This window comes from Pseudomonas chlororaphis subsp. aurantiaca (genome assembly GCF_013466605.1).
In the GTDB taxonomy this organism is placed as follows: Bacteria; Pseudomonadota; Gammaproteobacteria; order Pseudomonadales; family Pseudomonadaceae; genus Aquipseudomonas; species Aquipseudomonas chlororaphis_I.
In genome coordinates this window covers 6,190,274-6,214,238 of record NZ_CP059162.1, presented here as the reverse complement: position 1 = coordinate 6,214,238, position 23,965 = coordinate 6,190,274, and the positions used below count along the sequence as shown (strand labels likewise).

Here is a 23,965-nt window from a genome sequence, read left to right as displayed (position 1 = left end):
TGCTGAAACGTCGAAAGACGAGTCGGCACACCGAATTTCTTGACGACCATAGAGCATTGGAACCACCTGATCCCATCCCGAACTCAGAAGTGAAACGATGCATCGCCGATGGTAGTGTGGGGTTTCCCCATGTGAGAGTAGGTCATCGTCAAGATTAAATTCCGAAACCCCAATTGCGAAAGCAGTTGGGGTTTTGTTTTTGGCGCGTAGAAAAACCATTCTGAATTGCAGGTGCTAGCTGCTTGATTGTGCCTGTCACGCTTTCTATGCAACAGCCTTAGGCATGGCTATCATGCCTGCCTCATTGTGAGGCGAGATCTGCATGCTGACATTGTTGGAGCTTCTGAAGGACGGGCGGTTTCACTCGGGCCAGGCCCTTGGTGCTGCCTTGGGTATTAGCCGCAGTGCCGTGTGGAAGCAGTTGCAGCAGTTGGAGGCTGATCTGGGGCTTTCTATCCATAAAGTTCGCGGTCGCGGTTATCAATTGGCGGCTCCGCTGATGCTCCTGAGCCCGGCAAATATTTACGAGCAGTCAAAGGATTGCCCTTGGGCTGTGTTGGCTTTCGATTCCATCGACTCTACAAATGCTGAAGCTCTGAGGGCTGTCGAGCGCGGTGTGCCTGCGCCGTTCCTGGTGCTCGCTGAGCGTCAGACGGCGGGGCGTGGTCGGAGAGGTCGCAAATGGGTGAGCCCTTTTGCAGAAAATGTTTATTACAGCCTCGTACTGCGTATCGATGGTGGAATGCGTCAGCTTGAAGGGCTCAGCTTAGTGGTCGGGCTGGCAGTCATGCAAACCTTGCGTGAGTTTGGGATTGCTGGTGTGGGGCTGAAGTGGCCAAACGATGTTTTGGTTGGGCGCAAAAAAATTGCTGGAATCCTGCTGGAGTTGGTTGGGGATCCCGCCGATGTTTGTCATGTGGTTCTGGGTGTGGGTATCAACGTCAACATGCAGAAAACCGACGAGGTTGATCAGCAGTGGACTTCTATGCGGCTTGAGTCCGGCAAGCAGGTTGATCGCAACCAGTTGGTTGCTCGGCTGAGCATGATGCTGAGGGCCTATCTGGAGCGTCACCAAGTCCAGGGCTTTTCCTCTATTCAAGAGGAGTGGGAGCAGAATCACTTGTGGCAAGGTAATGCGGTGTCTCTGATTGCTGGGATCAATAAAATAGACGGTGTTGTTATAGGCATCGATCAGCAGGGGGCATTGCGATTGGAAGTAGATGGGGTTGAGAAGGTCTACAGCGGTGGTGAGCTCAGCTTGAGGTTGCGCGATGATTCTTGAGCTTGACTGCGGAAACAGCTTCATTAAATGGCGTGTTCTGGCTAATGCTGCGCTTGGGGTATTTGCTGAGGGCGTGGTTGATTCCGATGACGCTTTGGTCGGGCATCTGCGTGCGCTAAGCGGCTTGGTCTTGACTCGCTGCCGCTTGGTCAGCGTTCGTACGGTCGAAGAGACGAGCAAGCTTACTTCCATGTTGGTACAGGCTTTTGGTGTGTCGGTGGTCTGTGCTGTGCCTGCGAAAGAAATGGCTGGCGTACGAAATGGCTATGAGGAGTTTGAACGACTTGGGCTGGATCGCTGGCTTGCCATGCTGGGGGGCTTTCGCCTGGCAGCTGGTGCTTGTCTGGTGCTCGATTTTGGGACAGCTGTTACTGCGGACTTCATTGCGGCGGATGGGGAGCACCTGGGGGGCTTTATCTGTCCGGGGATGCCATTGATGCGTAATCAGCTGAGAACCCACACTCGTCGGATTCGGTACGACGATTTGTCTGCCGAGCGCGCCCTGGAGAGCCTGTTGCCGGGTCGTACGACAGTTGAGGCGGTAGAGCGCGGCTGCTCATTGATGCTGAGAGGGTTCGTGCTGACCCAGTTGGAGTTGGCGCGCGACTATTGGGGGGAGGACTTCGTGGTGTTCCTCACTGGTGGTGATGCTGGGCTGGTTTCTGGCGTCGTGCCGCAGGGGCGAGTGGTCCCGGATCTGGTTTTTGTTGGATTGGCTATGGCGTGCCCATTGTCCTGAGGTTTTTATGCGCTGGTTGTTCCTGCTGCTCCTGGTTCTCAATGTGTTCTATTACGTCTGGCATCAGCAGGAGGCGCCTTTGCGTGCGAAGGAGGTAACGCCTCTGACGCTTTATAAAGGGTCTCAGCAGGATATTCGCTTATTGAGTGAGTCGTCTGGCTCGCTCTCCAGGCGTGACAAGGGAGGCGAGGCTCAAGGCGATTGCCTCTATATAGGTGGTTTTGCTCGTCGTGATCAGGCTCAAACGCTTGAGCAGCGCCTGTCGGTATTGGGTGTGGAGGTTCGGTTGAAGTCTTTGGCTCTGCCTGATGCTTCTGGTTACTGGTTGCGTGTGGCCCCTGAAAGCAAGCATTTGCTGGATGATTCGCTGCTGCAGAATCTTGCTAAAGAATTCAATGAGTTAAAACATAAAATAATGTCATGCGAAGGCATTGCAAGTGCCGAATAGTTTGCATAGAATGGCGCCCGCTCCGCAGTGAAGACCTCTAGAGGTAGGCGCAGCGAAGCAAGGTCAACGCAGCTAACCTCAGGTTTTTAATGAGAAAATGCTTGACAGAAGGGTGGCATGGTATAGAATGCTGCCTCGCTTAGGAGGGGTTCCCGAGCGGCCAAAGGGATCAGACTGTAAATCTGACGTCTACGACTTCGAAGGTTCGAATCCTTCCCCCTCCACCAGATTTAAGTGTGAGCTGCAAGCTCCGCGGGTATAGTTTAGTGGTAGAACCTCAGCCTTCCAAGCTGATGATGCGGGTTCGATTCCCGCTACCCGCTCCAAGTTTGCAGGTTGTGCAAAGTGTTTCGCTCTTGTAGCTCAGTTGGTAGAGCACACCCTTGGTAAGGGTGAGGTCAGCGGTTCAAATCCGCTCAAGAGCTCCATATAACAAGGCAGATATGAAAATATCTGCCTTTGTTTTAATGGCTTGTGTGACTTGCTCAATTCTTCTCCTAGGGGTGATTTCGATGGCTAAGGAAAAGTTCGAACGTAATAAGCCGCACGTCAACGTTGGTACCATCGGTCACGTTGACCACGGTAAAACCACTTTGACCGCTGCTCTGACTCGCGTCTGCTCCGAGGTTTTCGGTTCGGCTCGTGTTGACTTCGACAAGATCGACAGCGCCCCGGAAGAAAAGGCTCGTGGTATCACCATCAACACCGCGCACGTAGAGTACGACTCGAACATTCGTCACTATGCGCACGTTGACTGCCCAGGTCACGCCGACTACGTCAAAAACATGATCACTGGTGCTGCCCAGATGGACGGCGCGATCCTGGTTTGCTCGGCTGCCGATGGTCCGATGCCACAAACTCGTGAGCACATCTTGCTGTCCCGTCAGGTGGGCGTTCCGTACATCGTTGTCTTCCTGAACAAGGCTGACATGGTTGACGACGCTGAGCTGCTGGAGCTGGTTGAGATGGAAGTGCGCGATCTGCTGAGCACTTACGACTTCCCAGGTGATGACACTCCAATCATCATCGGTTCGGCTCTGATGGCTCTGAACGGCCAAGACGACAACGAAATGGGCACTACCGCTGTTAAGAAGCTGGTAGAAACTCTGGATACCTACATTCCAGAGCCAGAGCGTGCTATCGACAAGCCGTTCCTGATGCCTATCGAAGACGTGTTCTCGATCTCTGGTCGTGGCACCGTGGTAACTGGTCGTGTTGAGCGTGGTATCGTTCGCATCCAGGAAGAAGTTGAGATCGTTGGTCTGCGCGAAACTCAGAAAACCACCTGCACCGGCGTTGAAATGTTCCGCAAACTGCTCGACGAAGGTCGTGCTGGCGAGAACTGCGGCGTTCTGCTGCGTGGCACCAAGCGTGACGACGTTGAGCGTGGCCAGGTTCTGGTTAAGCCAGGTACCGTTAAGCCGCACACCAAGTTCACCGCTGAGGTGTACGTTCTGAGCAAAGAAGAAGGTGGCCGTCATACTCCGTTCTTCAAGGGCTACCGTCCACAGTTCTACTTCCGTACTACTGACGTGACTGGTAACTGCGAGCTGCCAGAAGGCGTTGAAATGGTAATGCCAGGTGACAACATCCAGATGACTGTCACTCTGATCAAAACCATCGCGATGGAAGATGGTCTGCGTTTCGCTATCCGTGAAGGCGGTCGTACCGTCGGCGCTGGCGTCGTGGCCAAAGTCATCGAGTAAGTTCTTGATATATCTCCATCGGGCCGGCATAATGGTCGGCCTGATTTGTTTTTAGGTCAGTAGCTCAATTGGCAGAGCGACGGTCTCCAAAACCGTAGGTTGGGGGTTCGATTCCCTCCTGACCTGCCAGATTCACTTGTTGTGTCTGGCTTTCTTTTCACAGGATCTTCACAGATGACTCCTAAAGCTGAAGCTCAAGGCTCTCGCTTCGATTTGCTCAAGTGGCTTGTAGTAGTTGCTTTGGTGGTCGTTGGCGTTGTCGGTAATCAGTATTACTCTGCTTCGCCGATCCTGTACCGTGTACTCGCTTTGCTTGCCATCGCTGCTGTAGCTGCCTTTGTAGGCTTGCAGACGGCCAAGGGCAAGTCTTTCTTTGTACTGGTTAAGGAAGCTCGCACCGAGATTCGTAAAGTCGTATGGCCAACTCGCCAAGAAACCACGCAGACCACGTTGATCGTAGTGGCTGTTGTTCTGGTTATGGCGTTGCTGTTGTGGGGGCTTGATTCCCTGCTCGGCTGGCTCGTTTCCTTGATTGTTGGCTAAGGGTGTCCCGTGGCTAAGCGTTGGTACGTTGTGCATGCTTACTCGGGTTATGAGAAGCATGTAATGCGTTCGTTGATCGAGCGCGTAAAGCTGGCTGGCATGGAAGATGGCTTTGGCGAAATTCTGGTTCCCACTGAAGAAGTGGTTGAAATGCGTAATGGCCAGAAACGCAAAAGTGAACGCAAGTTCTTCCCGGGTTATGTGCTGGTTCAGATGGATATGAATGAGGGTACTTGGCACTTGGTCAAGGACACTCCTCGGGTGATGGGCTTTATTGGCGGTACTGCCGACAAACCTGCACCAATCACGGACAAAGAAGCAGAAGCAATTCTGCGTCGTGTCGCTGACGGTAGCGACAAGCCTAAGCCGAAGACTCTGTTCGAGCCGGGTGAGGTTGTTCGTGTTACCGATGGTCCATTTGCTGACTTTAACGGCACTGTCGAAGAAGTTAACTACGAAAAGAGCCGGATCCAAGTGGCTGTGCTCATTTTCGGTCGCTCTACTCCGGTAGAGCTAGAGTTCAGTCAGGTCGAGAAGGCATAACTGAACGAGAATCCCATACCCCGCAGCCCAAGGCTGTGGGGTTTTGTCGTCACTGGGATAAACGCGCAAGTAACCGGGGAGCCTTTCTAGGCGTTTGAACCCGTAATTGGAGTGCCTCATGGCTAAGAAGATTACTGCTTACATCAAGCTGCAAGTGAAGGCCGCACAGGCCAACCCAAGTCCACCCGTCGGTCCAGCTCTGGGTCAGCACGGCGTGAACATCATGGAATTCTGCAAGGCCTTCAACGCCCGTACCCAGGGTCTTGAGCCAGGTCTGCCGACTCCTGTGATCATCACTGTTTACAGTGACCGCAGCTTCACTTTCGAAACTAAGAGCACCCCTGCTTCGGTTCTGCTGAAGAAAGCTGCTGGCCTGACCAGCGGTTCCGCTCGTCCGAACACTGTTAAGGTCGGCACCGTTACCCGTGCTCAGCTGGAAGAAATCGCGAAAACCAAAAACGCGGATTTGACTGCAGCTGATATGGATGCAGCCGTGCGTACTATCGCCGGTTCTGCTCGTAGCATGGGCCTTAACGTGGAGGGTGTGTAATGGCTAAGCTGACCAAGCGCCAAAAGGCTATCGCCGGCAAGATTGAAGCGGGTAAGGCCTACAGCTTCGTAGACGCAGCTGCTCTCCTGACCGAGCTGTCGACCGTCAAGTTCAGCGAGTCTGTTGACGTCGCTGTAAACCTGGGCGTTGACCCACGTAAATCTGACCAGGTTGTTCGCAGCGCTACCGTGCTGCCGCACGGCACTGGCAAGACTGTACGTGTAGCTGTGTTCACCCAAGGTCCAGCTGCTGAAGCTGCCCTGGCTGCCGGCGCTGATCGCGTAGGTATGGACGACCTGGCTGCCGAAATGAAAGGCGGCGACCTGAACTATGACGTGGTTATTGCTTCCCCGGATGCAATGCGCGTTGTAGGTCAGTTGGGTCAGATCCTCGGCCCGCGTGGTCTGATGCCTAACCCTAAGGTTGGTACCGTAACTCCAGACGTAGCGGGCGCTGTTAAAAACGCCAAGGCTGGTCAGGTTCGTTATCGCACCGACAAAAACGGCATTATCCACACCTCCGTTGGCAAGGTTGGCTTCGACGCCATCAAGCTGAAGGAAAACGTTGAAGCCCTGATCGCTGACCTGAAGCGTATCAAGCCAGCTTCCTCGAAAGGTATCTACGTCAAGCGCGTTACCCTGAGCACCACCATGGGCCCAGGTCTGGTCATCGACCAGGGTTCGCTGGACGTATAAGACACAGGTTGACGCAAGAGATTGCGTCAATTGAAAGATTGGGGTCCCTGCCTGGCGGGGGCTATCCAAGACCGTAGGCGACGCAAGTCTTAAACCACAAGCCTACGCAGATGGTGCTCCCGGTTCCTTACCGAATCAGACACCAAAACGACATCCGACTTCGGTTGGATGAAACGGTAACAAGCAGGAGTTGAACCCGTGGCAATTAAACTCGAAGACAAGAAGGCCATCGTCGCTGAAGTCAACGAGGCTGCCAAAGGCGCTCTGTCCGCTGTCGTGGCTGATGCCCGTGGTGTGACAGTAGGCGCTATGACCGGACTCCGTAAAGAGGCCCGCGAAGCTGGCGTGTATGTACGTGTCGTACGTAACACCCTGCTCAAGCGCGCAGTTGAAGGCACTCAATATGACGTGCTCAACGACGCGTTCGTCGGCCCTACCCTGATTGCATTCTCCAAGGAACATCCGGGCGCTGCTGCTCGTATTTTCAAAGAGTTCGCAAAGGGTCAGGAAAAGTTCGAGATCAAGGCAGCTGCGTTCGAGGGCAAGTACCTCGCAGCAAACGAGATCGACGTGTTGGCTTCGCTGCCAACTCGCGACGAAGCTATTGCGAAGCTGATGAGCGTGATCCAAGGCGCTACCAGCAAGCTGGCTCGTACTCTGGCGGCCATTCGCGACCAGAAAGAAGCTGCTGCTGCCTAAGGCACTGCAAGCCCTTTCAAAATCATATGTTTAATTTGATGGCTGCGTAGGCTGTCACCCCAATACAGGAATTTATAGTCATGTCTCTGACTAACGAGCAAATCATCGAAGCAATCGGCCAGAAAACCGTTCTGGAAGTTGTTGAGCTGATCAAAGCAATGGAAGAAACCTTCGGCGTTACCGCTGCTGTTGCCGCTGCTGGTCCAGCTGCTGCTGCCGCTGTTGTTGAAGAACAAACTGAATTCAACGTCATGCTGACCGAAGCTGGCGAGAAGAAAGTTAACGTGATCAAGGCTGTACGTGAACTGACCGGTCTGGGCCTGAAAGAAGCCAAGGCTGTAGTTGACGGCGCTCCTGCCATGGTTCTGGAAGGCGTTGCTAAAGAAGCCGCTGACAAAGCCAAAGCAGCTCTGGAAGAAGCAGGCGCTAAAGTCGAGCTGAAGTAAGCATCGACTTTGTGTCTCCAGCCCAAGCGTTAAGCTGAGGCTGATGGCTGGTGGCTCTTGCCACCGGCCTTTTTCCGTTATTGGCAGCCGACTGGGTCGGTGCTTCTAACGTGCTGTAACCACCCTGTGCGGTGGCGCAAACCAAAGGGTTTGCACGATTTTCTGGCTGCTCCCGTCGGGAGGGGCCAAATAAGCAGGTGACCAAGCTGGGGAACGCTGATGGCTTACTCATATACTGAGAAAAAACGTATCCGCAAGGACTTTAGCAAGTTGCCGGACGTCATGGATGTGCCGTACCTCCTGGCCATCCAGCTGGATTCGTATCGTGAATTCTTGCAAGCGGGAGCGACTAAAGATCAGTTCCGCGACGTGGGCCTGCATGCGGCCTTCAAATCCGTTTTCCCGATCATCAGCTACTCCGGCAATGCTGCGTTGGAGTATGTCGGTTATCGCCTGGGCGAACCGGCATTTGATGTCAAAGAATGCGTGCTGCGCGGTGTAACTTACGCCGTACCTTTGCGGGTAAAAGTTCGTCTGATCATTTTCGACAAAGAGTCGTCGAACAAAGCGATCAAGGACATCAAAGAGCAAGAAGTCTACATGGGTGAAATCCCCCTGATGACTGAGAACGGTACCTTCGTAATCAACGGTACCGAGCGTGTAATCGTTTCCCAGCTGCACCGTTCCCCTGGCGTATTCTTCGACCACGACCGTGGCAAGACGCACAGCTCCGGTAAGCTGCTGTACTCCGCACGTATCATTCCTTACCGCGGTTCCTGGTTGGACTTCGAGTTCGACCCGAAAGACTGCGTATTCGTGCGTATCGACCGTCGCCGCAAGCTGCCTGCATCGGTGCTGCTGCGTGCGCTGGGCTACACCACTGAAGAAGTGCTGGACGCTTTCTACACCACCAACGTATTCCACGTGCGCGGCGAAAGCCTGAGCCTGGAACTGGTGCCTCAGCGCCTGCGTGGTGAAATTGCCGTCCTCGATATTCAGGATGACAAAGGCAAGGTTATTGTCGAGCAGGGTCGTCGTATTACCGCTCGCCACATCAACCAGCTGGAAAAAGCCGGGATCAAAGAGCTGGAAGTGCCGCTGGACTATGTCCTGGGTCGCACTACCGCCAAGGTCATCGTGCATCCGGCCACCGGCGAAATCCTGGCAGAGTGCAACACCGAGCTGAACACCGAGATCCTGGCGAAGATCGCCAAGGCTCAGGTTGTGCGCATCGAAACGCTGTACACCAACGATATCGATTGCGGTCCGTTCGTTTCCGACACTCTGAAGATCGACTCCACCACCAACCAGCTGGAAGCGTTGGTCGAGATCTATCGCATGATGCGTCCTGGCGAGCCTCCAACCAAGGATGCAGCCGAGACCCTGTTCAACAACCTGTTCTTCAGCCCTGAGCGCTATGACCTGTCTGCGGTCGGCCGGATGAAGTTCAACCGTCGTATCGGCCGTACCGAGATCGAAGGTTCGGGCGTGTTGTGCAAGGAAGACATCGTTGCGGTTCTGAAGACCCTGGTCGACATCCGTAACGGCAAAGGCATCGTCGATGACATCGACCACCTGGGTAACCGTCGTGTTCGCTGCGTAGGCGAGATGGCCGAGAACCAGTTCCGCGTTGGCCTGGTGCGCGTAGAGCGTGCGGTCAAAGAGCGTCTGTCGATGGCTGAAAGCGAAGGCCTGATGCCGCAAGACCTGATCAACGCCAAGCCAGTGGCTGCGGCGGTGAAGGAGTTCTTCGGTTCCAGCCAGCTGTCCCAGTTCATGGACCAGAACAACCCGCTGTCCGAGATCACCCACAAGCGTCGTGTCTCTGCCCTCGGCCCAGGCGGTCTGACTCGTGAGCGTGCAGGCTTCGAAGTGCGTGACGTACACCCGACTCACTATGGTCGTGTATGTCCGATTGAAACGCCGGAAGGTCCGAACATCGGTCTGATCAACTCCTTGGCTGCCTATGCTCGCACCAATCAGTATGGCTTCCTCGAGAGCCCGTACCGCGTGGTGAAAGAAGGTCTGGTGACCGACGAGATCGTGTTCCTGTCCGCTATCGAAGAGGCCGATCACGTGATCGCCCAGGCTTCGGCGACCATGAACGACAAAGGTCAGCTGATCGACGAGCTGGTAGCTGTTCGTCACCTGAACGAATTCACCGTCAAGGCGCCAGAAGACGTCACCTTGATGGACGTTTCGCCGAAGCAGGTAGTTTCGGTTGCGGCGTCGCTGATTCCGTTCCTCGAGCACGACGACGCCAACCGTGCGTTGATGGGTTCGAACATGCAGCGTCAGGCTGTACCAACCCTGCGTGCCGACAAGCCGCTGGTAGGTACCGGCATGGAGCGTAACGTTGCCCGTGACTCCGGCGTCTGCGTCGTGGCTCGTCGTGGCGGCGTGATCGACTCGGTTGATGCCAGCCGTATCGTGGTTCGTGTTGCGGATGACGAAGTTGAACCAGGCGAAGCCGGTGTCGACATCTACAACCTGACCAAATACACCCGCTCCAACCAGAACACCTGCATCAACCAGCGTCCGCTGGTGAGCAAGGGTGATCGGGTTCAGCGCAGCGATATCATGGCCGACGGTCCGTCCACCGATATGGGTGAACTGGCTCTGGGTCAGAACATGCGCATCGCGTTCATGGCATGGAACGGCTTCAACTTCGAAGACTCCATCTGCCTGTCCGAGCGTGTGGTTCAGGAAGACCGCTTCACCACGATCCACATCCAGGAACTGACCTGTGTGGCCCGTGACACCAAGCTTGGCCCAGAGGAAATCACTGCGGACATCCCGAACGTGGGTGAGGCTGCACTGAACAAGCTGGACGAAGCCGGTATCGTTTATGTAGGTGCTGAAGTTGGTGCAGGCGACATCCTGGTCGGTAAGGTCACTCCGAAAGGCGAGACCCAGCTGACTCCGGAAGAAAAACTGCTGCGTGCAATCTTCGGTGAAAAAGCCAGCGACGTTAAAGACACCTCCCTGCGCGTACCTACCGGTACCAAGGGTACTGTCATCGACGTACAGGTCTTCACTCGTGACGGCGTAGAGCGTGACGCTCGTGCCCTGTCGATCGAGAAGAGCCAGCTCGACGAGATCCGCAAGGATCTGAACGAAGAGTTCCGTATCGTCGAAGGCGCCACTTTCGAACGTCTGCGTTCCGCTCTGGTCGGCCACAAAGCCGAAGGCGGCGCCGGTCTGAAGAAGGGGCAGGAAATCACCGACGAAGTACTCGACGGTCTTGAGCATGGTCAGTGGTTCAAACTGCGCATGGCTGAAGATGCTCTGAACGAGCAGCTTGAGAAGGCCCAGGCCTATATCGTTGATCGCCGCCGTCTGCTGGACGACAAGTTCGAAGACAAGAAGCGCAAACTGCAGCAGGGCGATGACCTGGCCCCAGGCGTGCTGAAAATCGTCAAGGTTTACCTGGCAATCCGTCGTCGCATCCAGCCGGGCGACAAGATGGCCGGTCGTCACGGTAACAAGGGTGTGGTCTCCGTGATCATGCCGGTTGAAGACATGCCGCACGATGCCAATGGCACCCCGGTCGATGTCGTCCTCAACCCGTTGGGCGTACCTTCGCGTATGAACGTTGGTCAGATTCTCGAAACCCACCTGGGCCTCGCGGCCAAGGGGCTGGGCGAGAAGATCAACCGCATGGTCGAAGAGCAGCGCAAGGTCGCGGAACTGCGTAAATTCCTGGACGAGATCTACAACCAGATCGGTGGTCGTAACGAAGATCTGGATAGCTTCTCCGATCAGGAAATCCTGGATCTGGCGAAAAACCTGCGTGGCGGCGTGCCGATGGCCACTCCGGTGTTCGACGGTGCCAAGGAAAGCGAAATCAAGGCCATGCTGAAACTGGCGGACCTGCCAGAAAGCGGCCAGATGCAGCTGACCGACGGCCGTACCGGCAACAAGTTCGAGCGCCCGGTTACTGTTGGCTACATGTACATGCTGAAGCTGAACCACTTGGTAGACGACAAGATGCACGCTCGTTCTACCGGTTCGTACAGCCTGGTTACCCAGCAGCCGCTGGGTGGTAAGGCGCAGTTCGGTGGTCAGCGTTTCGGGGAGATGGAGGTCTGGGCACTGGAAGCATACGGTGCTGCATACACTCTGCAAGAAATGCTCACAGTGAAGTCGGACGATGTGAACGGCCGGACCAAGATGTACAAAAACATCGTGGACGGCGATCACCGTATGGAGCCGGGCATGCCCGAGTCCTTCAACGTGTTGATCAAGGAAATTCGTTCCCTCGGCATCGATATCGATCTGGAAACCGAATAACACGTGACGCGAATCGAGAGCGGGGCAGGATTGCCCGCTCTCTGCTCCGCCAGGAGGAAAGGCCTTGAAAGACCTACTGAATTTGCTGAAAAACCAGGGTCAAGTCGAAGAGTTCGACGCCATCCGTATCGGATTGGCCTCGCCTGAGATGATCCGTTCGTGGTCGTTCGGTGAAGTTAAAAAGCCGGAAACCATCAACTACCGTACGTTCAAGCCTGAGCGTGACGGCCTGTTCTGCGCCAAGATCTTTGGCCCGGTAAAGGATTACGAGTGCCTGTGCGGTAAGTACAAGCGCTTGAAGCATCGTGGCGTGATCTGCGAGAAGTGCGGCGTTGAAGTTGCACTGGCCAAGGTTCGTCGTGAGCGCATGGCGCACATCGAACTGGCTTCGCCAGTTGCCCACATCTGGTTCCTGAAATCGCTGCCGTCCCGTATCGGCCTGCTGATGGACATGACCCTGCGTGATATCGAGCGCGTTCTCTACTTCGAGAGCTATGTCGTTATCGACCCGGGCATGACCACTCTGGAAAAAGGTCAGCTGCTCAACGACGAGCAGTACTTCGAAGCGCTGGAAGAGTTCGGTGACGACTTCGACGCCCGCATGGGTGCCGAGGCTGTCCGCGAGCTGTTGCACGCTATCGACCTGGAACACGAGATTGGCCGTCTGCGCGAAGAGATTCCGCAAACCAACTCGGAAACCAAGATCAAGAAGCTGTCCAAGCGTCTGAAATTGATGGAAGCCTTCCAGGGTTCCGGCAACCTGCCAGAGTGGATGGTGCTGACCGTTCTGCCGGTTCTGCCGCCAGATCTGCGTCCACTGGTCCCGCTGGACGGCGGTCGTTTCGCGACTTCCGACCTCAACGATCTGTATCGTCGAGTGATCAACCGTAACAACCGCTTGAAGCGCCTGCTGGATCTGTCCGCTCCGGACATCATCGTGCGCAACGAAAAGCGTATGTTGCAGGAAGCCGTCGACGCACTGCTCGACAACGGTCGTCGTGGTCGCGCTATCACCGGTTCCAACAAGCGTCCTCTGAAATCCCTGGCCGACATGATCAAGGGTAAACAGGGTCGTTTCCGTCAGAACTTGCTCGGTAAGCGTGTTGACTACTCCGGCCGTTCGGTAATTACCGTAGGCCCGACCCTGCGTCTGCACCAGTGCGGTCTGCCTAAGAAAATGGCTCTTGAGCTGTTCAAGCCGTTCATTTTCGGCAAGTTGGAAATGCGTGGCCTGGCCACCACCATCAAGGCCGCGAAGAAGATGGTCGAGCGCGAGCTGCCAGAGGTTTGGGACGTTCTCGCCGAAGTGATTCGTGAACACCCAGTGCTCCTCAACCGTGCACCGACCCTTCACCGTCTGGGTATCCAGGCGTTTGAACCAGTACTGATCGAAGGTAAGGCTATCCAGCTGCACCCTCTGGTCTGTGCCGCGTACAACGCCGACTTCGACGGCGACCAAATGGCCGTGCACGTACCGCTGACACTGGAAGCCCAGCTGGAAGCGCGTGCGTTGATGATGTCGACCAACAACATCCTGTCGCCAGCCAACGGTGAGCCAATCATCGTTCCGTCGCAGGACGTTGTATTGGGTCTGTACTACATGACGCGTGAAGCGATCAACGCCAAGGGCGAAGGTCGCGTGTTCGCGGATCTGCAGGAAGTTGACCGTGTGTTCCGTGCCGGCGAAGCCGCACTGCATGCCAAGGTCAAGGTGCGGATCACCGAAACCGTCAACGATCGTGATGGCGGCAGCGTGACCAACACTCGTATCGTCGACACCACTGTCGGCCGTGCGCTGTTGTTCCAGGTTGTGCCAAAAGGTTTGTCGTACGACGTCGTCAACCTGCCGATGAAGAAGAAGGCGATCTCCAAGCTGATCAACCAGTGCTACCGCGTGGTTGGTCTGAAAGAGACCGTGATCTTCGCTGACCAGTTGATGTACACCGGTTTTGCCTACTCGACCATTTCCGGCGTTTCCATCGGTGTTAACGACTTCGTTATCCCGGATGAAAAAGCCCGCATCATCGGTGCTGCCACCGACGAAGTGAAAGAGATCGAGAGCCAGTACGCCTCCGGCCTGGTAACCCAGGGCGAGAAGTACAACAAAGTGATCGACCTTTGGTCGAAAGCGAACGACGAAGTCTCCAAGGCGATGATGGCCAACCTCTCGAAAGAGAAGGTCATCGACCGTCACGGCGACGAAGTCGAGCAAGAATCCTTCAACTCGATGTACATGATGGCCGACTCGGGTGCGCGGGGTTCCGCAGCACAGATTCGTCAGCTGGCCGGTATGCGTGGCCTGATGGCCAAGCCGGACGGTTCCATCATCGAAACGCCGATTACTGCGAACTTCCGTGAAGGTCTGAGCGTACTCCAGTACTTCATCTCGACTCACGGTGCTCGTAAAGGTCTGGCGGATACCGCGTTGAAAACTGCGAACTCCGGTTACCTGACTCGTCGTCTGGTAGACGTGGCGCAGGATCTGGTTGTAACCGAGATCGACTGTGGCACCGAACACGGCCTGGTAATGACTCCGCACATTGAAGGCGGCGACGTTGTAGAGCCGTTGGGTGAGCGCGTGTTGGGTCGTGTTATTGCTCGTGACGTATTCAAGCCAGGTACCGAGGACGTCATCGTTCCTGCCGGCACTCTGGTCGACGAGAAGTGGGTTGAGTTCATCGAGCTGAACAGCATCGACGAAGTGATCGTGCGTTCGCCGATCAGTTGCGAAACCCGCTACGGTATTTGCGCCAAGTGCTACGGTCGCGACCTGGCTCGTGGTCACCAGGTGAACATCGGTGAAGCTGTCGGCGTTATCGCTGCTCAGTCCATCGGTGAGCCGGGTACCCAGCTGACGATGCGTACGTTCCACATCGGTGGTGCGGCAAGTCGGACCTCCGCGGCCGACAGCGTTCAGGTGAAGAATGGCGGTACCGTCCGTCTGCACAACCTGAAGCACGTTGAGCGAGTGGATGGTCATCTGGTTGCTGTGTCCCGTTCCGGTGAGCTGGCGATTGCTGACGATTTCGGTCGTGAGCGCGAGCGTTACAAGCTGCCGTACGGTGCTGTGATTTCGGTTAAAGAGGGTGACAAGGTCGACGCTGGCTCTATCGTGGCCAAGTGGGATCCGCACACCCACCCAATCGTTACCGAAATGAAAGGTACCGTGACCTATGTGGGCATGGAAGAAGGCATCACGATCAAGCGTCAGACTGACGAATTGACCGGTATGACCAACATTGAAGTGCTCGATGCCAAAGACCGTCCGGCTGCAGGTAAGGACATCCGTCCTGCAGTGAAGATGGTGGGTGACGATGGTAAGGATCTGCTGTTGCCAGGTACCGACGTACCGGCTCAGTACTTCCTGCCAGCCAACGCCCTGGTCGGTGTTGCGGACGGTGCGCGGATCGCGATCGGTGACGTTATCGCTCGTATTCCGCAAGAAACTTCGAAGACTCGTGACATCACCGGTGGTCTGCCGCGTGTTGCCGACCTGTTTGAAGCTCGTCGTCCGAAAGAGGCCTCGATCCTGGCTGAAGTCAGCGGCACCATCGCGTTCGGTAAAGAGACCAAAGGCAAGCGCCGTCTGGTCATTACCCCGAACGACGGTAGCGATCCGTACGAAGAGCTGATTCCGAAGTGGCGCCACCTGAACGTCTTCGAAGGCGAACAGGTAAACCGCGGCGAAGTTATCTCCGACGGTCCAAGCGATCCACATGACATCCTGCGTCTGCTGGGTGTGAGTGCGCTGGCCAAGTACATCGTGAACGAGATCCAGGACGTTTACCGTCTGCAAGGCGTGAAGATCAACGACAAGCACATCGAGACCATCCTGCGTCAGATGCTGCGTAAGGTTGAGATCGCTGAATCCGGCGATTCCAGCTTCATCAAGGGCGACCAGATGGAACTGACTCACGTACTGGTAGAGAACGAGCGTCTGAACACCGAAGACAAGTTTGTCGCCAAGTTCACCCGCGTTCTGCTGGGTATCACCAAGGCGTCGCTGTCGACCGAATCGTTCATCTCGGCGGCCTCTTTCCAAGAGACCACTCGCGTACTGACCGAGGCGGCGGTAACCGGCAAGCGCGATTACCTGCGCGGCCTGAAAGAAAACGTGGTCGTGGGTCGCCTGATCCCGGCTGGTACCGGCCTGGCGTATCACAGCGAGCGTAAGCGTCGTCGTGATGCCGACAAGCCTCTGCGCGTAAGCGCAAGTGAAGTTGAAGCTGCACTGACCGAAGCGCTGAACTCCAGCGGTAACTGAGGTCTGCAGTAGATTGAGATAGGGCCCTGGCTTTTCCGCTCACGAATCAAGACGATTTTGTCGGGGTTCGCTGATCGGGGAGGCCGGGGCCTTGCCTTGACTGGGGGCAAGATCCTCTTTAGACTCTTGTACCCCTAAATTTGGTGGGGCTTGCGCCCTGCCATTTTGTTTATGTCGAAAGACAACAGTGGAGCTAGTAGATGGCAACTATCAACCAGCTGGTACGTCAGCCGCGTAAGCGTATCGTCGAGAAATCCGACGTGCCTGCGCTGCAGAACTGCCCGCAACGTCGTGGCGTGTGCACTCGCGTGTATACCACTACGCCGAAAAAACCTAACTCGGCACTGCGTAAAGTATGCCGTGTGCGTCTGACCAACGGTTTCGAGGTTTCCTCGTACATCGGTGGTGAAGGCCACAACCTGCAAGAGCACAGCGTGGTACTGATCCGCGGCGGTCGTGTAAAAGACTTGCCAGGTGTTCGTTATCACACCGTTCGCGGCTCCCTGGATACCTCCGGCGTTAAAGGTCGTAACCAAGGTCGTTCGAAGTACGGTACCAAGCGTCCGAAGTAATCGGCCGTTTTGCAGTTAATTATTTTATTGAGTCGATAAGAGTAAGGTCGGGCACGAGTCCTTTGGATCAACTGTCCCGAGCTAACCTGAAGACCGTTTGAGGGCTTATCATGCCAAGACGTCGCGTAGCAGCCAAACGTGAGATTCTGGACGATCCGAAATACGGAAGCCAGATCCTCGCCAAGTTCATGAACCACGTAATGGAAAGCGGCAAGAAAGCCGTTGCCGAGCGTATCGTTTATGGCGCGCTGGAAAAAGTTAAAGAACGCAAGAACAGCGATCCCCTGGAAATCTTCGAGAAAGCTCTCGACGCCATCGCTCCGCTGGTCGAAGTGAAGTCGCGCCGTGTTGGCGGTGCTACTTACCAGGTTCCGGTCGAAGTTCGTCCGTCCCGTCGTAACGCTCTGGCAATGCGCTGGTTGGTAGACTTCGCCCGTAAGCGCGGCGAGAAGTCTATGGCTCTGCGCTTGGCTGGCGAACTGCTGGACGCTGCCGAAGGCAAAGGTGCTGCAGTTAAGAAGCGTGAAGACGTACACCGTATGGCTGAAGCCAACAAGGCTTTCTCGCACTACCGCTTCTAATATCGGCATCATTCATTTTGCGAGGGCTTTATGGCTCGTACTACAGCAATCAACCGCTACCGTAACATCGGTATCTGTGCCCACGTTGACGCGGGCAAGACTACCACTACCGAGCGGATCCTGTTCTACACAGGTCTCAGCCACAAGATGGGTGAGGTGCATGACGGCGCTGCTACCACCGACTGGATGGTGCAGGAGCAGGAACGTGGTATCACCATTACCTCTGCTGCTGTAACTACCTTCTGGAAAGGTTCGCGCGGCCAATACGATAACTATCGTGTAAACGTTATCGATACCCCGGGCCACGTAGACTTCACCATTGAAGTAGAGCGTTCGCTGCGCGTACTCGACGGCGCGGTCGTGGTGTTCTGCGGTACTTCCGGTGTTGAGCCTCAGTCCGAAACCGTATGGCGTCAAGCCAACAAATACGGCGTTCCACGTGTTGTTTACGTGAACAAGATGGACCGTGCTGGTGCCAACTTCCTGCGCGTTGTTTCCCAGATCAAAAACCGTCTGGGTCACACCCCGGTTCCAGTTCAACTGGCGATCGGTGCGGAAGATAACTTCGAAGGTCAGATCGATCTGATCAAGATGAAGGCTATCTACTGGAACGACGACGACAAGGGTACTACCTATCGCGAGGAAGAAATTCCTGCCGATATGCTGGACCTGGCTAACGAGTGGCGCTCCAACATGGTTGAAGCTGCTGCTGAAGCCAACGAAGAGCTGATGAACAAGTACCTTGAAGAAGGTGAGCTGACCGTCGAAGAGATCAAGGCAGGCCTGCGTGCGCGCACCCTGGCCAGCGAGATCGTTCCGGCTGTCTGCGGTTCCTCGTTCAAGAACAAGGGCGTTCCGCTGGTTCTCGATGCTGTCATCGACTTCCTGCCGGCTCCGACCGAGATCCCTGCGATCAAGGGCGTTCATCCGGACAGTACCGACGACAACGAAATTGTTGACGAGCGTCACGCTGACGACAACGAGCCGTTCTCGGCTCTGGCGTTCAAGATTGCCACCGACCCGTTCGTGGGTACTCTGACCTTCGTTCGCGTTTACTCGGGTTTCCTGAGCTCCGGCGACTCCGTGATCAACTCGGTCAAGGGCAAGAAGGAGCGTGTTGGTCGTATGGTGCAAATGCACGCGAACCAGCGCGAAGAGATCAAAGAAGTGCGTGCAGGTGACATCGCTGCTCTGATCGGTATGAAAGACGTCACTACCGGTGACACGCTTTGCGATATCGACAAGCCGATCATCCTTGAGCGTATGGACTTCCCTGAGCCGGTGATTTCGGTTGCTGTAGAGCCGAAAACCAAGGCTGACCAGGAGAAGATGGGTATTGCTCTGGGTAAGCTGGCTCAGGAAGACCCGTCGTTCCGCGTCAAGACTGACGAAGAAACCGGTCAGACCATCATTTCGGGTATGGGTGAGCTGCACCTGGATATCCTTGTTGACCGTATGCGTCGTGAATTCAACGTAGAAGCCAACATCGGTAAACCGCAGGTTTCCTACCGCGAGAAGATCACCGTCGGCTGTGAAGTTGAAGGTAAGTTCGTTCGTCAATCCGGCGGTCGTGGCCAGTTCGGTCATTGCTGGATCCGTTTTGCTCCGGCAGACGTCGACGAAAAAGGCAATATCACTGAAGGTCTGGTGTTTGCCAACGAGGTCGTTGGTGGTGTGGTTCCGAAGGAATACATCCCGGCAATCCAGAAGGGTATCGAAGAGCAGATGAAGAACGGCGTTGTCGCCGGCTATCCGCTGATCGGCCTGAAGGCTACCGTGTTTGATGGTTCCTACCACGACGTCGACTCTAACGAGATGGCGTTTAAGGTAGCGGCCTCCATGGCGACCAAGCAGCTGCGTGAGAAGGGCAAGGGCGTAGTTCTTGAGCCGATCATGAAGGTTGAAGTAGTAACCCCTGAGGACTACATGGGTGACGTGATGGGTGACCTGAACCGTCGTCGTGGTCTGATCCAGGGTATGGAAGACTCGGTCTCTGGCAAGGTTATCCGTGCTGAAGTGCCGCTGGGTGAAATGTTCGGTTATGCGACCGACGTTCGTTCCATGTCCCAGGGTCGCGCGAGCTACTCCATGGAGTTCTCCAAGTACGCCGAAGCTCCGTCGAATATCGTCGAAGCACTCGTTAAAAAACAAGGCTAATCCAGCCCTTTAGGCAAGAGGTTCACTGTCGTGGCTAAAGAAAAATTTGAACGTAACAAACCGCACGTCAACGTTGGCACCATCGGTCACGTTGACCACGGTAAAACTACTCTGACCGCTGCTCTGACTCGTGTTTGCTCCGAGGTTTTCGGTTCGGCTCGCGTTGATTTCGACAAGATCGACAGCGCCCCGGAAGAAAAGGCTCGTGGTATCACCATCAACACCGCGCACGTAGAGTACGACTCGAACATTCGTCACTATGCGCACGTTGACTGCCCAGGTCACGCCGACTACGTCAAAAACATGATCACTGGTGCTGCCCAGATGGACGGCGCGATCCTGGTTTGCTCGGCTGCCGATGGTCCGATGCCACAAACTCGTGAGCACATCTTGCTGTCCCGTCAGGTGGGCGTTCCGTACATCGTTGTCTTCCTGAACAAGGCTGACATGGTTGACGACGCTGAGCTGCTGGAGCTGGTTGAGATGGAAGTGCGCGATCTGCTGAGCACTTACGACTTCCCAGGTGATGACACTCCAATCATCATCGGTTCGGCTCTGATGGCTCTGAACGGCCAAGACGACAACGAAATGGGCACTACCGCTGTTAAGAAGCTGGTAGAAACTCTGGATACCTACATTCCAGAGCCAGAGCGTGCTATCGACAAGCCGTTCCTGATGCCTATCGAAGACGTGTTCTCGATCTCCGGTCGTGGCACCGTGGTAACTGGTCGTGTTGAGCGTGGTATCGTTCGCATCCAGGAAGAAGTTGAGATCGTTGGTCTGCGCGAAACTCAGAAAACCACCTGCACCGGCGTTGAAATGTTCCGCAAACTGCTCGACGAAGGTCGTGCTGGCGAGAACTGCGGCGTTCTGCTGCGTGGCACCAAGCGTGACGACGTTGAGCGTGGCCAGGTTCTGGTTAAGCCAGGTACCGTTAAGCCGCACACCAAGTTCACCGCTGAGGTGTACGTTCTGAGCAAAGAAGAAGGTGGCCGTCATACTCCGTTCTTCAAGGGCTACCGTCCACAGTTCTACTTCCGTACTACTGACGTGACTGGTAACTGCGAGCTGCCAGAAGGCGTTGAAATGGTAATGCCAGGTGACAACATCCAGATGACTGTCACTCTGATCAAAACCATCGCGATGGAAGATGGTCTGCGTTTCGCTATCCGTGAAGGCGGTCGTACCGTCGGCGCTGGCGTCGTGGCCAAAGTCATCGAGTAATCGACGACTCATGAAAAAGCCCCCGCTTGCGGGGGCTTTTTTATTGGGTTGACACTCTGTGGGACCGTCTATAGAATTGCGCCTCCTTTTAACGGGCGTATTGCGCCCGGTGGGAATAGCAGCCTGGAGTCTGAAATCCAATGCAAAATCAGCAAATCCGTATCAGGTTGAAGGCTTTCGACCATCGCCTGATCGACCAATCCACCCAGGAAATCGTGGAAACCGCGAAACGTACTGGTGCTCAAGTGCGTGGTCCTATTCCACTGCCTACCCGTAAAGAGCGGTTCACCGTTCTGGTCTCCCCGCACGTCAACAAAGACGCGCGTGACCAGTACGAGATCCGTACTCATAAGCGCGTACTGGACATCGTCCAGCCAACGGATAAAACCGTTGATGCACTTATGAAGCTTGATCTTGCGGCAGGTGTGGAAGTGCAGATCAGCCTCGGCTAAGACTCGGTCTTAGTCGTGTAACGCTCTGAAATGGGCGGCCATAGCGGGTGAAAGCCCCGTACACTCATGAGGTTTACAACATGACTATTGGTGTAGTCGGTCGTAAATGCGGTATGACCCGTATTTTCACCGAAGAAGGTGTCTCCATTCCGGTCACGGTCATTGAGATCGAGCCGAATCGCGTCACCCAGTTCAAAACTGAAGAAACCGATGGCTATCGTGCAGTGCAAGTCACTGTAGGTGTGCGTCGTGCTTCGCGCGTGACTGCTGCTCAAGCAGGTCACTTCGCTAAAGCGAACGTTGCTGCCGGTCGTGGTGTTTGGGAATTCCGTCTTGAAGAAGGCGAGTACCAAGCTGGCGATCTGATCAATGCAGAAATCTTCGCAGCTGGCCAACTGGTAGACGTTACCGGTCAGTCGAAAGGTAAAGGCTTCGCCGGTACCATCAAGCGTTGGAATTTCCGCGGTCAAGATAACACCCACGGTAACTCCGTTTCCCACCGCGTCCCGGGCTCTATTGGCCAGTGCCAGACTCCTGGTCGTGTATTCAAGGGCAAAAAAATGTCCGGTCATATGGGCGCTGAGCGCGTGACCGTGCAGTCCCTGGAAGTAGTGCGCGTCGACGCTGAACGCAATCTGTTGTTGGTCAAGGGTGCTGTTCCTGGCGCTACTGGCGGCAACCTGGTTGTACGTCCGGCGGCCAAGGCTCGCGGTTAAGGGGAAGCTGACATGCAATTAAATGTAAATGACGCTCAAGCGATCGAAGTTTCCGAACTGACATTTGGCGGCGAATTCAACGAGACGCTGGTTCACCAAGCAGTCGTGGCCTACATGGCCGGCGGCCGTCAAGGTAGCAAGCAGCAAAAGACCCGTTCCGACGTTTCCGGTGGCGGCAAGCGCCCATGGCGTCAGAAAGGTACTGGCCGCGCTCGTGCCGGTACTATCCGTAGCCCAATCTGGCGTGGCGGCGGTACCACTTTCGCAGCTCGTCCACAGGATCACTCCCAGAAGCTGAACAAGAAGATGTATCGCGCAGCAATGCGTTCCATCCTTGCTGAGCTGGTGCGTACTGATCGTCTGGTCGTGGTTCAGGATTTCGCTGTTGAAACTCCGAAAACCAAAGATCTGCTGGGCAAACTGAACAACATGAGTCTGACCGACGTTCTGATCGTGTCTGACGCTGTTGATCAGAACCTGTACCTGGCTGCTCGTAACCTGCCACACGTTGATGTACGTGACGTGCAAGGTTCCGATCCAGTTAGTCTGATCGCATACGACAAAGTGTTGATCACTGTGTCGGCCGTGAAGAAATTCGAGGAGCTGCTGGGATGAACCAGGAACGCGTATTTAAAGTTCTGCTTGGCCCGCACGTTTCCGAGAAGGCTACGGTTCTGGCAGACAAGAAAGGCCAGTTCGTTTTCAAGGTTGCTACTGATGCAACCAAGCTGGAAATCAAGAAGGCCGTCGAAAGCCTGTTCAGCGTGAAAGTGGAACGCGTTACTACCCTGAATGTTCTGGGTAAGAGCAAGCGTACCGCTCGCGGTCTGGGCAAGCGTAATGACTGGAAGAAGGCAGTTATCTCCCTTCAGCCAGGCCAAGATCTCGATTTCAGCAGCAGTGCTGAGTAAGGAAGGGGTGCATCATGGCAATCGTTAAATGCAAACCGACTTCCCCTGGCCGCCGTTTTGTGGTCAAGGTGGTCAACCAGGAGCTGCATAAAGGCGCTCCTCACGCACCGCTGCTCGAGAAGAAATCGAAGTCTGGTGGTCGTAACAACAATGGCCGCATTACCACTCGTCACGTTGGTGGTGGTCATAAGCAGCACTACCGTCTGGTCGACTTCCGTCGCAACGACAAAGATGGCATCGCTGCCACTGTCGAGCGTATCGAATACGATCCAAACCGTACTGCTCACATCGCTTTGCTGCTGTACGCAGACGGCGAGCGTCGCTACATCATTGCCCCTAAAGGCGTGAGCGCTGGCGACCAGCTGATCGCAGGCGCCCTGGCGCCGATCAAGCCGGGCAACGCTCTGCAACTGCGTAACATTCCAGTTGGTAGCACCGTACACGGCATCGAACTGAAGCCAGGTAAAGGCGCGCAAATCGCTCGTTCCGCTGGTGCTTCGGCTCAGCTGATCGCTCGTGAAGGTGTCTACGTGACCCTGCGTCTGCGTTCTGGTGAGATGCGTAAAGTCCTGGCTGAATGCCGTGCGACCCTGGGCGAAGTCTCGAACTCCGAGCACAGCCTGCGTTCGCTGGGTAAAGCTGGTGCCAAACGCTGGCGTGGCGTTCGCCCAACCGTTCGTGGTGTTGCCATGAACCCGGTTGACCACCCACATGGTGGTGGTGAAGGTCGTACCTCTGGTGGTCGTCATCCGGTATCGCCATGGGGCTTCCCGACTAAGGGCGCGAAGACTCGTGGTAATAAGCGTACCGACAAAATGATCGTCCGTCGTCGCAAGTAAATAGAGGGATACGACAGTGCCACGTTCTCTGAAAAAAGGTCCTTTTATTGATCTTCACCTACTGAAGAAGATCGAAGTGGCGGCGGAAAAGAACGATCGCAAACCAGTTAAGACCTGGTCGCGCCGTTCCATGATCCTGCCACAAATGGTCGGTCTGACCATTGCTGTGCATAACGGTCGTCAGCATGTTCCAGTTCTCGTGAACGAAGACATGGTCGGCCACAAACTGGGCGAGTTCGCCGGTACCCGTACATATCGCGGGCACGTGGCTGACAAGAAAGCCAAGCGTTAAGGGGTAAGGAACG

General features: G+C 55.3%; 22 protein-coding genes, 4 tRNA genes and 1 rRNA gene. All 27 read left to right on the top strand.

Features of this window, described 5'->3' with window-relative positions; genetic code table 11:
- Positions 1-38 precede the first annotated feature (38 nt).
- The 27 genes from rrf (at position 39) to rpsS (ending at position 23,952) form a co-directional block, all read left to right on the top strand.
- A 5S ribosomal RNA gene (gene rrf / locus H0I86_RS28530) occupies positions 39-154 on the top strand.
- Positions 155-322: 168 nt separating this feature from the next.
- Entirely contained in the window at positions 323-1,282 is a 960-nt protein-coding gene (birA, locus tag H0I86_RS28525) for a bifunctional biotin--[acetyl-CoA-carboxylase] ligase/biotin operon repressor BirA (RefSeq protein ID WP_180922998.1), read from the top strand.
- A complete protein-coding gene (locus tag H0I86_RS28520; protein ID WP_180922997.1) occupies positions 1,272-2,021 on the top strand; it encodes a pantothenate kinase in 750 nt (249 codons plus the stop codon). The genes birA and H0I86_RS28520 overlap by 11 nt, the downstream gene beginning before the upstream one ends.
- Positions 2,022-2,028: 7 nt before the next feature.
- Positions 2,029-2,469 carry a hypothetical protein gene (locus tag H0I86_RS28515; protein WP_180922996.1) on the top strand — a complete coding sequence of 147 codons (441 nt, stop codon included), beginning with the start codon at positions 2,029-2,031 and terminating at the stop codon, positions 2,467-2,469.
- 142 nt (positions 2,470-2,611) lie between these two features.
- Positions 2,612-2,696 (top strand) — tRNA-Tyr (locus H0I86_RS28510).
- 25 nt (positions 2,697-2,721) lie between these two features.
- A tRNA-Gly gene (locus H0I86_RS28505) sits at positions 2,722-2,795 on the top strand.
- A gap of 26 nt (positions 2,796-2,821) precedes the next feature.
- Positions 2,822-2,897 (top strand) — tRNA-Thr (locus tag H0I86_RS28500).
- 84 nt (positions 2,898-2,981) lie between these two features.
- Entirely contained in the window at positions 2,982-4,175 is a 1,194-nt protein-coding gene (tuf, locus tag H0I86_RS28495) for an elongation factor Tu (protein WP_016702644.1), read from the top strand.
- A gap of 53 nt (positions 4,176-4,228) precedes the next feature.
- Positions 4,229-4,304 (top strand) — tRNA-Trp (locus tag H0I86_RS28490).
- A 45-nt stretch (positions 4,305-4,349) separates the two neighbouring features.
- Entirely contained in the window at positions 4,350-4,718 is a 369-nt protein-coding gene (gene secE, locus H0I86_RS28485; RefSeq protein ID WP_009045851.1) for a preprotein translocase subunit SecE, read from the top strand.
- A 9-nt stretch (positions 4,719-4,727) separates the two neighbouring features.
- Positions 4,728-5,261, top strand: coding sequence for a transcription termination/antitermination protein NusG (nusG, locus tag H0I86_RS28480; RefSeq protein WP_002555501.1), 534 nt, complete (start codon positions 4,728-4,730; stop codon positions 5,259-5,261).
- Positions 5,262-5,379: 118 nt separating this feature from the next.
- On the top strand, positions 5,380-5,811 hold the full coding sequence (rplK, locus tag H0I86_RS28475) for a 50S ribosomal protein L11 (protein WP_003176435.1): 432 nt from the start codon (positions 5,380-5,382) through the stop codon (positions 5,809-5,811).
- Positions 5,811-6,506: a 50S ribosomal protein L1 gene (gene rplA, locus H0I86_RS28470; protein WP_009051121.1), complete on the top strand. Its 696-nt coding sequence runs from the start codon at positions 5,811-5,813 to the stop codon at positions 6,504-6,506. The genes rplK and rplA overlap by 1 nt, the downstream gene beginning before the upstream one ends.
- A gap of 198 nt (positions 6,507-6,704) precedes the next feature.
- On the top strand, positions 6,705-7,205 hold the full coding sequence (gene rplJ / locus H0I86_RS28465) for a 50S ribosomal protein L10 (protein ID WP_007925954.1): 501 nt from the start codon (positions 6,705-6,707) through the stop codon (positions 7,203-7,205).
- An 80-nt stretch (positions 7,206-7,285) separates the two neighbouring features.
- On the top strand, positions 7,286-7,651 hold the full coding sequence (gene rplL / locus H0I86_RS28460; RefSeq protein ID WP_007925956.1) for a 50S ribosomal protein L7/L12: 366 nt from the start codon (positions 7,286-7,288) through the stop codon (positions 7,649-7,651).
- Positions 7,652-7,870: 219 nt separating this feature from the next.
- Complete coding sequence (gene rpoB, locus H0I86_RS28455; protein ID WP_007925957.1) at positions 7,871-11,944, top strand: DNA-directed RNA polymerase subunit beta; 4,074 nt, start codon at positions 7,871-7,873, stop codon at positions 11,942-11,944.
- A 64-nt stretch (positions 11,945-12,008) separates the two neighbouring features.
- The gene (rpoC, locus tag H0I86_RS28450; RefSeq protein WP_009051120.1) at positions 12,009-16,208 is read left to right on the top strand and encodes a DNA-directed RNA polymerase subunit beta'; all 4,200 of its coding nucleotides are present in this window, start codon (positions 12,009-12,011) and stop codon (positions 16,206-16,208) included.
- 200 nt (positions 16,209-16,408) lie between these two features.
- Entirely contained in the window at positions 16,409-16,780 is a 372-nt protein-coding gene (rpsL, locus tag H0I86_RS28445) for a 30S ribosomal protein S12 (protein ID WP_003186084.1), read from the top strand.
- Between the two features lie 110 nt (positions 16,781-16,890).
- Positions 16,891-17,361: a 30S ribosomal protein S7 gene (rpsG, locus tag H0I86_RS28440; protein WP_007925959.1), complete on the top strand. Its 471-nt coding sequence runs from the start codon at positions 16,891-16,893 to the stop codon at positions 17,359-17,361.
- A gap of 30 nt (positions 17,362-17,391) precedes the next feature.
- A complete protein-coding gene (gene fusA, locus H0I86_RS28435; protein WP_180922995.1) occupies positions 17,392-19,518 on the top strand; it encodes an elongation factor G in 2,127 nt (708 codons plus the stop codon).
- Between the two features lie 30 nt (positions 19,519-19,548).
- Positions 19,549-20,742, top strand: coding sequence for an elongation factor Tu (tuf, locus tag H0I86_RS28430; RefSeq protein WP_016702644.1), 1,194 nt, complete (start codon positions 19,549-19,551; stop codon positions 20,740-20,742).
- 140 nt (positions 20,743-20,882) lie between these two features.
- Complete coding sequence (gene rpsJ / locus H0I86_RS28425) at positions 20,883-21,194, top strand: 30S ribosomal protein S10 (RefSeq protein WP_003186070.1); 312 nt, start codon at positions 20,883-20,885, stop codon at positions 21,192-21,194.
- An 80-nt stretch (positions 21,195-21,274) separates the two neighbouring features.
- Entirely contained in the window at positions 21,275-21,910 is a 636-nt protein-coding gene (rplC, locus tag H0I86_RS28420; RefSeq protein ID WP_180922994.1) for a 50S ribosomal protein L3, read from the top strand.
- A gap of 12 nt (positions 21,911-21,922) precedes the next feature.
- Positions 21,923-22,525 carry a 50S ribosomal protein L4 gene (rplD, locus tag H0I86_RS28415; RefSeq protein WP_007924200.1) on the top strand — a complete coding sequence of 201 codons (603 nt, stop codon included), beginning with the start codon at positions 21,923-21,925 and terminating at the stop codon, positions 22,523-22,525.
- The gene (gene rplW, locus H0I86_RS28410) at positions 22,522-22,821 is read left to right on the top strand and encodes a 50S ribosomal protein L23 (RefSeq protein WP_002555488.1); all 300 of its coding nucleotides are present in this window, start codon (positions 22,522-22,524) and stop codon (positions 22,819-22,821) included. Before rplD ends, rplW begins: the two co-directional genes overlap by 4 nt.
- 14 nt (positions 22,822-22,835) lie before the next feature.
- The gene (gene rplB / locus H0I86_RS28405; RefSeq protein ID WP_007924198.1) at positions 22,836-23,660 is read left to right on the top strand and encodes a 50S ribosomal protein L2; all 825 of its coding nucleotides are present in this window, start codon (positions 22,836-22,838) and stop codon (positions 23,658-23,660) included.
- Positions 23,661-23,676: 16 nt separating this feature from the next.
- Entirely contained in the window at positions 23,677-23,952 is a 276-nt protein-coding gene (gene rpsS, locus H0I86_RS28400; protein ID WP_002555486.1) for a 30S ribosomal protein S19, read from the top strand.
- Positions 23,953-23,965: the final 13 nt, after the last annotated feature.

Coding starts and splice junctions, on each gene's coding strand:
- birA (WP_180922998.1), top strand. CDS start 323: ATGCTGACATTGTTGGAGCTTCTGAAGGACGGGCGGTTTCACTCGGGC.
- H0I86_RS28520 (WP_180922997.1), top strand. CDS start 1,272: ATGATTCTTGAGCTTGACTGCGGAAACAGCTTCATTAAATGGCGTGTT.
- H0I86_RS28515 (WP_180922996.1), top strand. CDS start 2,029: ATGCGCTGGTTGTTCCTGCTGCTCCTGGTTCTCAATGTGTTCTATTAC.
- tuf (WP_016702644.1), top strand. CDS start 2,982: ATGGCTAAGGAAAAGTTCGAACGTAATAAGCCGCACGTCAACGTTGGT.
- secE (WP_009045851.1), top strand. CDS start 4,350: ATGACTCCTAAAGCTGAAGCTCAAGGCTCTCGCTTCGATTTGCTCAAG.
- rplK (WP_003176435.1), top strand. CDS start 5,380: ATGGCTAAGAAGATTACTGCTTACATCAAGCTGCAAGTGAAGGCCGCA.
- rplA (WP_009051121.1), top strand. CDS start 5,811: ATGGCTAAGCTGACCAAGCGCCAAAAGGCTATCGCCGGCAAGATTGAA.
- rplL (WP_007925956.1), top strand. CDS start 7,286: ATGTCTCTGACTAACGAGCAAATCATCGAAGCAATCGGCCAGAAAACC.
- rpoB (WP_007925957.1), top strand. CDS start 7,871: ATGGCTTACTCATATACTGAGAAAAAACGTATCCGCAAGGACTTTAGC.
- rpsL (WP_003186084.1), top strand. CDS start 16,409: ATGGCAACTATCAACCAGCTGGTACGTCAGCCGCGTAAGCGTATCGTC.
- rpsG (WP_007925959.1), top strand. CDS start 16,891: ATGCCAAGACGTCGCGTAGCAGCCAAACGTGAGATTCTGGACGATCCG.
- fusA (WP_180922995.1), top strand. CDS start 17,392: ATGGCTCGTACTACAGCAATCAACCGCTACCGTAACATCGGTATCTGT.
- rpsJ (WP_003186070.1), top strand. CDS start 20,883: ATGCAAAATCAGCAAATCCGTATCAGGTTGAAGGCTTTCGACCATCGC.
- rplC (WP_180922994.1), top strand. CDS start 21,275: ATGACTATTGGTGTAGTCGGTCGTAAATGCGGTATGACCCGTATTTTC.
- rplD (WP_007924200.1), top strand. CDS start 21,923: ATGCAATTAAATGTAAATGACGCTCAAGCGATCGAAGTTTCCGAACTG.
- rplW (WP_002555488.1), top strand. CDS start 22,522: ATGAACCAGGAACGCGTATTTAAAGTTCTGCTTGGCCCGCACGTTTCC.
- rplB (WP_007924198.1), top strand. CDS start 22,836: ATGGCAATCGTTAAATGCAAACCGACTTCCCCTGGCCGCCGTTTTGTG.